Raw genomic sequence first — 12,008 nt, forward strand, 5'->3', positions numbered from 1 at the left:
GCATGTTTTTTTTCTACACCCCAGCGGCACCCCCCCCCCCCGCGCCTGCGCCGGCGCGGCCCGGGCCCCCGGGGGGGCGGGGCTCGGGGGGCGCCCCCCACGGCCAGCGCGCAGTGCGCGATGCCGCAGCCGACCTGCGTTCAGCAGCCCTTCGCCCTGGCGGGCTCGGGGTTCTTCAGCGCCGTCAGCGTCGTGGTCGCCTGCTTGCGCGGTGTGAGCTGCGTGAACTTGTCCCCGATGACGAGGTCGACGGTCCTCCCCGAGCGCGTGTCGTGCTCGGTCCGCTCGCCGGCGAGCTGGGCGCCGAGCACCTTGAAGGCGCCGTCGGAGGTGGCGGGCGCCCCGAGGAGCAGCGCCGCGTCCTTGACCTTCTTGTCGTAGGCCTTGGGGGCGTTGCCCACCTCGCCCACCTTGAAGCCGCGCTTCTTCAGCTCGTCGGCCGTCTTCTTCGCCAGCCCGCTGCGGGGGGTGGCGTTGAGGACGTTGACGGTGACGGTGCCGGGGGCGGGCAGGGCGACCGCCTTGACCGCGGCCGGGGAGGCCGAGGGCGCGCAGCCGGCCTTGGCGCCCGCCTTCGCCTTGGCGCCGTCGGACGTCCCGGAGTAGACGTCGACGAGCTGGAGGGTCCCCCAACCGGCCAGACCCGCCACGGCCAGCGAGGTGACCAGGACCAGGACGATCCTGCGACGCCGCCGCGGGCGGCGCATACGGGGGTACGCGGTGCCCGTGACGCGGTACTTTCCGCCCATGCCGGGGGGAGTGAGCATGCTCATGGACCGAGCGTAGTGCGCGGGGGATGACTTGCGTACTAAATGATCATCGCCGGATGCAGGGGCTACCCGAAAGAGCGGATCGCCGACTCCGGGTGGCGGTGCTCCGGTGGCGGGCCGCGCCGAGCGGTGCGGTCCCGGCGGTCAGCCGAGTTCGAGGACCCGGGCGTGCAGCACCTGGCGCTGCTGGAGCGCGGCGCGGACGGCGCGGTGCAGCCCGTCCTCCAGGTAGAGGTCGCCCTGCCACTTCACGACGTGGGCGAACAGGTCGCCGTAGAACGTCGAGTCCTCGGCGAGGAGGGTCTCCAGGTCGAGCTGGCCCTTGGTCGTCACCAGCTGGTCGAGGCGGACCGGGCGCGGTGCGACGTCCGCCCACTGCCGGGTGGATTCCCGGCCGTGGTCGGGGTAAGGCCGGCCGTTTCCGATGCGCTTGAAGATCACACGGAAAGCCTACCGGGCGAGCGCTGTCCGGCGCAGCCTCGTGGGGGGACGGGAAAGAGGTGCGCCGCACGGGGCGGCGCACCTCTTCGGCCGTGGTGGCGGTGCCGGTTCCCTACTCCGCCACGTGGTGGTCGTGGCCCTCGTGCAGACCGCCGCCGCCGGTGTTGTTCCCGGTGGAGGGCCGCGGGGTGATCGGCGCCGTCAGCGAGCTGAGGTCGTAGGCGTAGGTGCCGACCGCGTTGGCGATGACGTCGATGTTGACGTCGAAGGCCTTCATCGAGATGTTCTTGATGTCGTCGCAGGCCTGGTGGTAGCAGGGGTCGTAGGCGACGCCGGCCTCACCGCCGTAGCGTGCGGCCTGCTCGGGGGTCTTGATGCCCTCGGCGCCGGTGAAGGTGCCGCCGGAGGGGATGCCGACCTCGATGAACGGCCCGTAGTCGGAGCGGCCGGAGAAGTCGGTGCCCTCGTTCGGGATGTCCTTGGAGTCGAGGAAGTCGGTGATCTGCCGCTCCAGCTGGGCGGAGCCCTCGGGGCCCGGACCCGCGCCGACGCCGTCGGAGTCGTCGCCGTCGTAGACGAAGTTCACCGCGTTCGGCGAGGCGATCATGTCGAAGTTCAGGTAGAGCTTGATCTGCGCGCGCTGCGCCTCGGTGAGGTCCGCGACGTACGCCTCGGAGCCGAGCAGGCCGAACTCCTCGGCGGACCACCAGGCGAACTTGACCTTGTTGGCCGGCTTGGCGCCCGACTTGGCGAGCTCGACGGCGGTCTCCAGGAGACCGGCCGAGCCGGAGCCGTTGTCGTTGATGCCGGGGCCCTCGGCGACCGAGTCGAGGTGCGCGCCGAGGAAGACGGTGTTGTCCGCGTTCCCGCCGCGCGTCTCGGCCGTCACGTTGTAGGTCGTGCGGTTCTCGCGCAGCTCGCGGATGTCGAGGGTGACCTTGACCTCGCCCTTGTCGACCTCGGCGGCGAGCGCCTCGCCGTCGGCCTGGGTGATGCCGCCGGTGGGTATCCGGCCGGCGGTCGGGTCGCCGATGGTCCCGTTGAGCGGGCCCGCGGTGTTGTTGTAGATGATCGCGCCGACCGCGCCGGCGTCGGCGGCGTTGGCCTGCTTCTGGGCGAAGGGGCAGCCGCCGCGCTTGACGAGCGCGATCTTGCCGGTGAAGGCGCCGGCGGCGAAGTCGGCCGCCTCGCAGCCGGTGGTGCCGTCGGCGTCGACCTTCACGTGCGAGACGGGGGCCGTGACCCCGCCCGCCGGGGAGTTCGCCGTGTACGTCATCAGAGTGATCGGGATGTCGCGGGGCGCCGGGGAGACGACCTTGAGCGACTCGGCGACCGTCTCGACGTAGACGAAGTCGAACTCGTGCCGCTCGACCTTGTAGCCCGAGAGCTTCATCAGCGCCGCGACGTACTCCGCCGAGAGCTTGTGGCCCTGGGAACCCGCGACCCGGGTGTCCTTGGAGACGTCGGCTATCGCCTGGAAGGCCTTCAGGTGCTTGAGGCCGTCCTTGGCGGAGGCGCCCTTCACCAGCTTCGCGGCGAGTTTGCGGGCCTCCTTCGCGGGGTCGGCCGGCTTGCCGTGGGCGAGCGCGGGGGAGGCGGCGAGGAGGGGCGTGGCGAGGGCCGCGGCGGCGGTGACCGCCAGGGCTCTGCGGGATCGTGCGTTCACAGGGGTCCTTCCGGTGCGAACGAAGTTGAGGGGAAACTAGCGATCAGAAAGGCCCCTGTGAACGCGAATGCGGGAAATCAGTCCAGATTTCGACCTCGGACAGATCGGAAGTGATCGTTCCGGTTCGGTCGTTCAGGGGCGCGGTCCGCGGGGCGCGGGCGTTCGGGGTCGGGGGTGCGCGGGGTACCGCCGGCCCCCGGGCCCTCCGGTCGCGGGGCCGCCGCGCGGGCGGCCTCCGCGCGGACGAGGGCGGACAGGACGGCGTACGGGTCCACTGCCATGACGGGTTCTTCCTCCGGCTGCCGGGTCGTCTTGACGTGCCGGTGCGCGCGGCGGGCGGGTGACGGGGCGTCACCGCCCGTCGCCGCGGGGGCGGTCAGCAGCGGAGGACCGTGCAGCGGGCGTGGAGGGCGGGCACCGGGACCGGCGGGGCGTAGGGGGCGGGGCGAGCGGGCGCCGCGGCCGCGCGGGCGACCACGCGGTGCGCGGTCGCGCCGCCCGTACCGCCTGCGCGGCGCGGCGCGGTCCGCGCGTCCGTCTCGGACGCGGCCGACTCGGGCGCCCCCTCCGCCGGCTCGACGGCCGCCGGCGGGCGGGGCGGAGCGGCCCCCTCGGCCGTGGCGCCCGCGGTCTGGGCCGCGCCGAACAGCAGGCCCAGCGCGAGCACGATCAGCACTCCGAGCCGGGCCCACGGCGGCGCCGCGGCCGTGCGCGGGGTCCGGTGCGGAGGGGTCATGCGCAGTGTTGTCCCCGCGCCGGGCCGTGGCCCTCCCGGGGAGCGCGGGAGAAACGCCCTGTTGGAGTACCCGGGGTCCGCGTGGGGCCCGCCCCGGTCAGGGCTTGCGGGCCTCGACCAGGGAGCGGGCGGAGTGGGCGACGAACGGGCCGTCGCGGCGGATCCGCGCGTCCAGCTCGCGCAGCCGGTCGCGGTAGGCGTCGACCGTGAAGCCGGGGACCATCCAGACGACCTTCCGCAGGAAGTACACGACCGCGCCGATGTCGCGGAACTCCGTCCGCAGCCGCTCGGAGCGCAGGTCGACGACCTCAAGACCGGCCGCCTCGGCGCCCGCCGCCTCGCGGTCGGGGTGGCGGCCGCGCCGTACGGCCTCCGGCTGCGGACCGAGGAAGTACTCGACGAGCTCGAAGACGCTCGCGGGGCCGACGTGCTGGGCGAAGTACGCACCGCCGGGCCGCAGGACGCGGGCGATCTCGGCCCAGTGGGGCGCGACGGGGTGGCGGGCGGTGACCAGGTCGAAGGCGGAGTCGGCGAACGGCAGGGGCGGCGCGCCGGAGTGGGCGACGACGACCGCACCGAGCGGGTGGAGCAGCTCCGTCGCCCTGGCCGCGTTCGGGGGCCAGCCCTCGGTGGCGGCCGCGACCGGCGGGAGGCCGCCCGCCAGCGCGGCGGCGCCCGCGAGGACCTCGCCGCCGCCGGTGTCGAGGTCGAGCAGGGCCCGCGCGGCGGGCAGCCGCTCCGCCAGGGACCGCTGGTAGCCCCAGGAGGGGCGCTCCTCGGTGGCGCGGCCGTCGAGCCAGGAGAAGTCCCAGCCGTCGACGGAGGCGGCGTCCGCCTCGGCCACCAGGTCGTCGAAGGTGCGCTGCGCGTGGTCCATCCCGCCAGGCTCGCAGTGCGCCCCCGCGCCGGCCACCGGTTATCGGGGGCGTGGGGCCGTCCGCGCGGATGTCCGGTGGTCAGCCGACGAGCATCCCGATCGACGCCGTCACACCCACCACCACGATCAGCCCGCGCAGCGCGACCGGCGGCAGCCGGCGGCCGAGGCGGGCGCCCAGCAGCCCGCCCAGGGCCGAGCCGACGGCGATCACCCCGGCGGCCGCCCAGTCGATCTCGGCGACCGCGACGAAGACCACGGAGGCGACCCCGTTGACGAGCCCCGCGAGGACGTTCTTCACCCCGTTGAGCCGCTGCAGCCCGTCCCGCAGCGCGCTGCCGAGCAGGCCCATGAGCAGCACGCCCTGCGCGGCGCCGAAGTAGCCGCCGTAGACGCCGGTGCCGAGGACGCCGAGCCACAGCGCGGGACCGCCGTCCGCGCGGTGCTCGCCGCGGGCGTCCTGCCGGGCCTGCACCCGGCGGCTCAGGCGGGGTTGGAGGACCACGAGCGCGCACGCGGTCAGAATCAGCGCGGGGACGATCGCGTCGAACGCTCCGGAGGGGAGCCGGAGCAGCAGCAGCGCGCCGGCGATCCCGCCGATCAGGGAGGCGGCGCCCAGCTTGAGCAACCGCCCCCCCTGCCCCTTGAGTTCGCGCCGGTAGCCGTAGACCGCGCTCAGTACGCCCGGGACCAGCCCCACGGTGTTGGTGACGTTCGCGAGGACCGGCGGGTAGCCGAAGGCCAGCAGGGTGGGAAAGGTGATCAGGGTGCCGGACCCGACGACGGCGTTGATGCCGCCCGCGGCGACCGCGGCGGCGCCGATGGCCAGGGCTTCGAGCGCGTGCAAGGGGAGTGCCTCTCGGGTGACGGGGCCCGCGTCGGCGGGTGTGGACGCGGCGCTGCGCGCGCGGTGGGTCGGCACCCGCCCGGCGGCCGCCGCTCGCGTCGCCGCCCGTGGTCAAGGGTCGTCACCGGTCGGCGGGCACCGTCGCGTTGTTGCCGCCCTGGGCCCGCCGTCGATCTTCCTGTGCGCCGTGACCCCCGTCAATCCTGGCTCCTGGAGCGGCATTCGTGCGGCGGGGGCGTTCGCGGGTCCGGTCGCGTCGGGCAACGAGCCGGAATCGGCGGGTCCGTTGGGCGTCACCCTGAGGGCATCTGTCCGAATAATCCAGCTCTGTTCGTCAATGCGGCGCCACCCGTGCTTTACTCTTCGCCACCGGAAGATAGCTTTCTGTAACTGTCCGTGACGGGGTCCGTCGTGACGGTTCAGCGGTGTGCGAAGGGGAGATCACTGTGCCGGCCGCCGTTCTCGAGAACATCGCAGGGTGGGTTCCCCCGCGTGTGGTCGCCAACGCCGAACTGCCCGCCGCCTGGGGCGTCGACGACCCGTGGGTCCGCCGCCGCACCGGCATCGCCACCCGCCACTGGGCGGGGCCCGGGGTCACCACCGGGGACCTCGCCCTGACGGCGGCCGGGAAGGTCCTCGCGAGCAGCGGCCGACCGCCGCTCGACGCGATCCTGGTCGCCTCGTCCACCGGCGACCAGCCGATGCCCGCCATGGCCCCCTGGCTGGCCACCCGGCTGGGGTACGGCGGTGTCGCCGCCTGGGACCTCTCCGCGGCCTGCACCGGCTTCGTGTACGGACTCGCCTCCGCCGTCGGCCTGTTGACGTGCGGGGTGGCCCGGCGGGTGCTCCTGGTGGCCGCCGAGGTGTACAGCACCCTGGTGCACCCCGACGACCGGGGCGCGGGCGTCGTCTTCGCCGACGGCGCCGCCGCGGTCCTGCTGCGGGCGGCCGGACCGGCCGAACCCGCCGGGACCGCCTCCTACGGCCGGGTGCTCGGCTTCGACCTGGGCAGCGACGGCGCCGAGCGGGAGCTGATCCAGGTGGCCGCCGGCGGCGCCCGGGAGCGGGCGGAACCGGGCCGGTTCGGGCCCGCGGACCGCTACTTCCGGATGCGCGGCCGGGAGGTCTTCCAGCACGCGGTGACCCGCATGACGGAGTCCTCGGCCGCGCTGCTCGCCCGCACCGGGTGGGCGGCGGCCGACATCGACCGGTTCGTCACCCACCAGGCCAACGCCCGCATCCTCACCGCCGTGGGGGAGCGCCTGGACGTCCCCTCGGAACGGCACGTCACCAACATCGAGCGGGTCGGCAACACCGGCGCCGCCTCGATCCCGCTCGCCCTGGCCGACGCGGCCTCGCGGGGCGAACTCCGCGCCGGGGAGCGCGTGCTGGCCACCGCCTTCGGCGCGGGGCTCACCTGGGGCTCCACCGCGCTCGTCTGGCCCGAACTGCCGCCGGTGGAGCCGGTCACCGCTCCGCTCGCCGACTGACCCTCCTCAGGGGCCGCGGTTCCGATCGACCTCCACAGGCACGCGATCGCTTGCCAGGAGCGCGTTTTCGGCCCGGCCCGCGCCGCCTGTTCCCGCGCGGCACCCCGTCCACACCTGTCACCACCCTCTGTCCCGTCTCCCGAAAGGCACCCCCATGTCGTCCTCCGCTGCCCGCCCCGCCGTCGCCGCTGCCGCGCCCGCCGTACCGGCCCCCGACCGGCTGTCCGTGGACGCCGTCGTCAAGGAGGTGCTCTCGGGGAAGTTCGAGGTGCCGGCGGGCGACCTCGTTCCCGACGCGACCCTGGGGAGCCTCGACCTGGACTCGCTGTCGCTCGCCGAACTCGCCCTGGCGCTGCAGGAGGAGCTCGGTTTCAAGGTCGAGGAGCACGAGGCCGCCAAGGACACCACGGTCGGCGAGCTCCTCATGACGCTGAATGCCAAGCGCGCCGCGGCGGACACGCTGTGAGCCGGCCGTCCGGCGCGGTCGCGCTCACCGGCATCGGGATGATCACCCCGGCCGGGATCGGCCGCGAGGCGACCTGGTCCGGGGTCTGCTCGGGGCGGCCGACCGCGGAGCGAGACCCGCAACTCAAGGGCCTGCCGGTCGACTTCTCCTGCCGGGTGCCGGAGATGACCGAGGACGAGGCCCGCATCGGCGGCCGCAAGGGCTGGCGGATGGGCCGCTTCACGCAGCTCGCCGTGCTGGCCGCCCGCGAGGCCGTCGCCGACGCCGGCCTCGACCCGGCGACCTGGGACGGGGACCGGGTGGCCGTGGTGATCGGCTCCGGGCTCGGGGGCGCCGCCCACCTGGAGGACCAGGCGGTCCGCCTGAGGGCCGGCGGGCCCGACCTGGTCTCCCCGGTCCTGATCCCGATGCTGATCCCCAACATGGCCGCCGGCGAGGTGCTGATCGACCTCGGGGCGCGGGGTCCTTCGCTGTCGACGGAGTCGGCGTGCGCCTCCGGGGCCAGCGCGCTCGCCGTCGCCCGCGACCTGCTCCGGTCGGGCGCGTGCGACGTCGCGGTGGCCGGCGGCGCCGAGGCGGGGGTGTCCCCGGCGGTGACCACCGGCTTCCACCGGATGGGGGCGCTGTCCGCGCGGGGCGACGATCCGGCGGGCGCCTCCAGGCCGTTCGCCGTCGACCGGGACGGTTTCGTCATCGCCGAGGGCGCGGCCGTCGTGGTCCTGGAGCGGGCCGAGGACGCCGCCGCGCGGGGCGGCCGCGGCTACGCGCACCTGGTGGGCGTCGGGATGTCCTCCGACGCCCACCACCCGACCGCCCCCGCACCGGGCGGCAGGGCCGCCGGGACGGCGCTGCGCACCGCGCTCGCGGACGCGGGGCTGGCGGGCGGGGACGTCGACCACGTCAACGCGCACGGCACGTCGACGACGCTGAACGACCGCACGGAGGCGGAGTTGATCAGCCAGTCGCTGCCGCACGGTCCGAGCGTCACCGCGGCCAAGGGCGTCCTCGGGCACGCCCTGGGCGCCGCTGGTGCGATCGAGGCCGCGCTGACCGCGCTCACGCTCCACCGCGGCACCGTTCCGCCGGTCGCCAACCTGACGCCGGACCGGCTGGCGTTCCCCGCCCTCGACTGCGTGACGGGCCGGGCACGGCGCCAGGAGGTGCGGGCGGCCGTCAGCCACTCGTTCGGGTTCGGCGGCCACAACGTGGTGCTGGCGTTCCGGGCGGCGTGAGCCGCGGTGATCCCCCTGAGCGAGAAGGGCGTTCGGTGACCCCGATCCACAGCGCGCTGGTCCACGCCGCCGTGCACGTGCCCGCAGGCCGGCAGAGCGCGGCCGAGGCGGAGGAGCTGTTCCGGCGGCGCAACCCGGGACTCGGGCTCCCGCCCGGCGTCCTGGAGCACATGTACGGGCTGCGGCAGCGGACCGTCGCACCCCCCGAGGACCAGCCCTCGGACCTCGCCGCGCGGGCCGCGCGGACGGTCCTGGCGGAGTCCGGCACCGACGCCCGCGACGTCGACCTGCTGCTCTTCGCCGGCATCCTCGCCGACTACGAGGAGCCGGCCACCGCGCACGTCGTCGCCGACAAGATCGGGGTGGCGGCTCCCGTGATGGACCTCAAGAACGCCTGCAACGGGGTGCTGAACGCCCTGGAGGTCGCGGACGCGTTCGTCAGGGCCGGGCGCTACCGCCGGGTCCTGGTGACCACCGGCGAGGTCAGCACCCGGGAGAGCCGCTGGCACGAGCCGGTGGGCGACCGCGCGGAGGCGCTGTCGGCGCTGCCGAGCCTGAGCACCGGCGACATGGGGTCGGCCCTCCTGGTGGAGGCCTCGGCCAGGCCCGGCGTCCTGGGGGCGCGCTTCTTCGCGAACTCCCGGGGCTGGCCGGCCGCCACCCTGCCCAACGCCTACGCCGACCACCGCCGACTCGGCCGGTTGCGCATCGACAGCGCCCGGTTGGCGGCCTCCTTCGACGGCCTGCCCGAACGGATCCGGGCGGCGGTCGGCGAACTGGGCGTCAAGGCCGGCGACTTCGACCTGGTCTGCGTGCACCAGCCGTCCGTCCCGTTCACCCGGCTCGTCTGCGAGTGGATCGGCGTCGATCCCGACCGCGTGTTGGCCACCTTCCCCGACCACGGGAACGTGGCCACGAACACGATCCCGCTGCAGCTCGCCACCGCTCTCAGGGAGGGCCGCCTGCGGCGCGGGGACCTGGTGGGGCTGTTCGGGTTCGCCAGCGGGGCGAGCGCCGGGGTGGTGGTGTGCGAGTGGTGAGGGCTCCCCGGCTGGCTCCGCTGCCGCCGGAGCGCTGGTCCGGCGCGCTGCGCGCCTTCCTGGACGGCTCCCGCGCGGACGGCCCCGGGCGGGAGCCCCTCTTCGGGACGCTCGCCCACCACCCGGCCGTCGCGGCCGCCTGGCTGGGGCTCGCCCGGACGCTGACGCACGAGGGGACGCTGTCGGCGCGGGACCGCGAGCTCGTCGTCCTGCGCACCGCCCACCGCCTCGGCGGCGCCTTCGTGTGGTCCCGCCACCGCGCGCACGCGGTGGAGCGCGGCCGGCTGTCCGCGGCGGAGGCGGACGCCACCGCCCGCCCGACGGACGGCTGTGCGTGGCCCGCGCAGGACGCCGCCGTCCTGGAGGCCGCCGACGCGCTGGTGGACCGGGCCGATCTGCCGGACGCGCTGTGGGCGCGGCTGTCGGCGGACCGCTCCCCGCGGCAGCTGGTCGAGCTGCTCGTCCTCGCCGGCCAGTGCGCCATGGTCTGCACGCTCCTGCGCACCCTGCGCACGCCCCCCGACCCGCAGTGCGACCGCGGTCCTGCTCCGGCGCCCCTCCACGGGCCGCCGGACGGCCGACGACCCGCCCCGTAAGGCCTTGTGCCCGCGATCCACCTGAGAGGTTCCATGACGACGGCCCATCCGGACACCGCGGTGGCCCTGCCCGCGCCCTACGGGCGGTGTCCGTACGATCCTCCGCCCGCCTACGGGGCCGGTGGTCCGGTGGGGCGCGCGGTGCTGCCCGACGGGGCGCGGTGCTGGGTGGTCACCGGGCACGCGGAGGTGCGGGCCGTGCTGGCGGACGACCGGTTCAGCGCGGACGCCCGCACGCCGGGGTTCCCGTTCCTGTCGGCGGGCCAGCGGCGGCTGGCGACCGACCGGCCGAGCTTCGTCCGGCTCGACGACCCGGAGCACGCGCGGCTGCGGCGGACGGTCAGCGGGGACTTCGCCGTGCGGCGGGTCGACGCGATGCGGCCGGGCATCCAGCGGATCGTCGACGACGCCGTGGACCGGATGACCGCGCGCGGCCGGTCCGCCGACCTGGTGGCCGACGTCGCGCTGCCCGTGCCGTCCCTGGTGATCTGCCTGATGCTCGGCGTGCCCTACGAGGACCACGCGTACTTCCAGGCGCTGAGCCGCACCCTGCTCGACAACACCGCCGGTTCGGAGCGCATCGCGGACGCCCATGGGGAGCTGATGGGTTACTTCGCCGCGCTGGCCGCCCGCAAGGCGCGCGAGCCCGGTGACGACATCCTGAGCCGGCTGGCGGCCCGCCCGGACCTCGGCCCCGAGGAGGTCGCCTCCCTCGGCTTCCTGCTCCTGGTCACCGGGCACGAGTCGACCGCGCACATGACCGCGCTGTCCGTCCTGGCGCTGCTGCGCGGGGACGGCTCGGCGGCGCGGCGCCTGCGTGCGGAGCCCGGCCGGCTGCCCGGTGCGGTGGAGGAGCTGCTGCGGTACCTCACGGTCGTCCACCTCGGTCTCGGCCGGGCGGCCACCGCGGACGTCGAGGTCGGGGGCGTCCGGATCCGCGCGGGCGAGGGGGTGGTGGCGATGCTGTCGACGGCCAACCGCGACCGGAGCGTCTTCGAGGGCGCGGGGGCGGCGGGTCCGGACGAGCTCGATCTCGGGCGGGACGCCCGCCGCCACCTCGCCTTCGGCTTCGGCGTCCACCGGTGCCTCGGGCACGCGCTGGCCCGCGCCGAGCTGCAGATCTGCCTGGAGACGCTGCTGCGGCGGCTTCCGGGGCTGCGGTTGGCCGTCCCGGAGGCGGAACTCCGGTTCGGCGGCTCGCAGATCGTGTACGGGGTGGAGGCGCTGCCCGTCGGCTGGTGAGCGGGTTGTCCACAACCGCGGGGTTGTCCACAGATTCGCGGAACGCCCCCCGCCGCGGGGTGGCGGAACCGATCATGGGACACATGACTGGAACCGCCGAGATCACCACCACGACCCTGTCCCTCACCGTCGACGACGTGACCGCGTCCCGCGACTTCTTCGTCGCGCACCTCGGGTACGAGGAGGCCATGGCCGCGCCCGGCTTCGCCTCCCTGACCCGGGACGACGCGGCCGCCGACATCGTCCTGCTCCAGCGCGGCACCGAGGTGCTCCCCGCCGACCAGCGCGACCGGCGGGCCGAGGGGATCATCGTCGCCTTCACCGTCACCGCCCTCGACGCCGAGGAGAAGCGGCTGCGCGAGGAGGGTGTCGTCCCGACGCTGGAGATCCGCGAGGAGCCGTGGGGCGAGCGGTTGTTCCAGGTGACGGACCCGAACGGGATAGTCGTGCAGTTCGTGGAATGGGCGGTCACCGGCGAGGAGTGACCGGCCGGCCCGGCCGCTGCACACGGACAGCGCCGTGGGGGGGGGGGCGCGGGGGGGCGGGGGCGGCGCGGGGGGGGGGGGCGGCCCCGCCGGGGCGCAGGGAGGGGGGCCCACCCCCCCGCC

13 protein-coding genes are annotated in these 12,008 nt (G+C 75.2%); 7 read left to right on the forward strand and 6 right to left on the reverse strand.

Annotated features, from left to right (window positions below):
* Positions 1-140: 140 nt before the first annotated feature.
* From ACFWEG_RS19525 to ACFWEG_RS19550, 6 genes are all read right to left on the reverse strand, one after another.
* Complete coding sequence (locus ACFWEG_RS19525) at positions 141-773, reverse strand: LytR C-terminal domain-containing protein (protein WP_387216679.1); 633 nt, start codon at positions 771-773, stop codon at positions 141-143.
* Positions 774-914: 141 nt separating this feature from the next.
* Positions 915-1,211, reverse strand: coding sequence for a type II toxin-antitoxin system VapB family antitoxin (locus ACFWEG_RS19530; protein WP_003955420.1), 297 nt, complete (start codon positions 1,209-1,211; stop codon positions 915-917).
* A gap of 112 nt (positions 1,212-1,323) precedes the next feature.
* On the reverse strand, positions 1,324-2,877 hold the full coding sequence (locus tag ACFWEG_RS19535; protein ID WP_387216680.1) for a M28 family metallopeptidase: 1,554 nt from the start codon (positions 2,875-2,877) through the stop codon (positions 1,324-1,326).
* Positions 2,878-3,253: 376 nt separating this feature from the next.
* Positions 3,254-3,613, reverse strand: coding sequence for a hypothetical protein (locus tag ACFWEG_RS19540; protein ID WP_387216682.1), 360 nt, complete (start codon positions 3,611-3,613; stop codon positions 3,254-3,256).
* Between the two features lie 97 nt (positions 3,614-3,710).
* A complete protein-coding gene (locus ACFWEG_RS19545; protein WP_387216684.1) occupies positions 3,711-4,490 on the reverse strand; it encodes a methyltransferase domain-containing protein in 780 nt (259 codons plus the stop codon).
* A 79-nt stretch (positions 4,491-4,569) separates the two neighbouring features.
* Positions 4,570-5,334 (reverse strand): sulfite exporter TauE/SafE family protein, encoded by a 765-nt coding sequence (locus ACFWEG_RS19550; protein WP_387216686.1) that lies wholly within the window; start codon positions 5,332-5,334, stop codon positions 4,570-4,572.
* A 425-nt stretch (positions 5,335-5,759) separates the two neighbouring features.
* Here ACFWEG_RS19550 and ACFWEG_RS19555 point away from each other — a divergent pair, with 425 nt between their 5' ends.
* From ACFWEG_RS19555 to ACFWEG_RS19585, 7 genes are all read left to right on the forward strand, one after another.
* A complete protein-coding gene (locus ACFWEG_RS19555) occupies positions 5,760-6,824 on the forward strand; it encodes a 3-oxoacyl-ACP synthase III family protein (RefSeq protein ID WP_387216688.1) in 1,065 nt (354 codons plus the stop codon).
* Between the two features lie 154 nt (positions 6,825-6,978).
* Complete coding sequence (locus ACFWEG_RS19560) at positions 6,979-7,290, forward strand: phosphopantetheine-binding protein (RefSeq protein WP_387216690.1); 312 nt, start codon at positions 6,979-6,981, stop codon at positions 7,288-7,290.
* Positions 7,287-8,522, forward strand: a complete 1,236-nt coding sequence (locus tag ACFWEG_RS19565; RefSeq protein ID WP_387216692.1) for a beta-ketoacyl-[acyl-carrier-protein] synthase family protein — start codon at positions 7,287-7,289, stop codon at positions 8,520-8,522. Before ACFWEG_RS19560 ends, ACFWEG_RS19565 begins: the two co-directional genes overlap by 4 nt.
* 35 nt (positions 8,523-8,557) lie before the next feature.
* The gene (locus ACFWEG_RS19570; RefSeq protein WP_387216694.1) at positions 8,558-9,562 is read left to right on the forward strand and encodes a 3-oxoacyl-ACP synthase III family protein; all 1,005 of its coding nucleotides are present in this window, start codon (positions 8,558-8,560) and stop codon (positions 9,560-9,562) included.
* A complete protein-coding gene (locus ACFWEG_RS19575) occupies positions 9,559-10,158 on the forward strand; it encodes a carboxymuconolactone decarboxylase family protein (protein ID WP_387216696.1) in 600 nt (199 codons plus the stop codon). The genes ACFWEG_RS19570 and ACFWEG_RS19575 overlap by 4 nt, the downstream gene beginning before the upstream one ends.
* Positions 10,159-10,191: 33 nt before the next feature.
* A complete protein-coding gene (locus tag ACFWEG_RS19580; RefSeq protein WP_387216698.1) occupies positions 10,192-11,400 on the forward strand; it encodes a cytochrome P450 in 1,209 nt (402 codons plus the stop codon).
* 83 nt (positions 11,401-11,483) lie between these two features.
* Positions 11,484-11,885, forward strand: a complete 402-nt coding sequence (locus ACFWEG_RS19585; RefSeq protein ID WP_387216700.1) for a VOC family protein — start codon at positions 11,484-11,486, stop codon at positions 11,883-11,885.
* Positions 11,886-12,008: the final 123 nt, after the last annotated feature.

This window comes from Streptomyces sp. NPDC060194, assembly GCF_042728285.1.
Classification (GTDB): Bacteria; Actinomycetota; Actinomycetes; order Streptomycetales; family Streptomycetaceae; genus Streptomyces.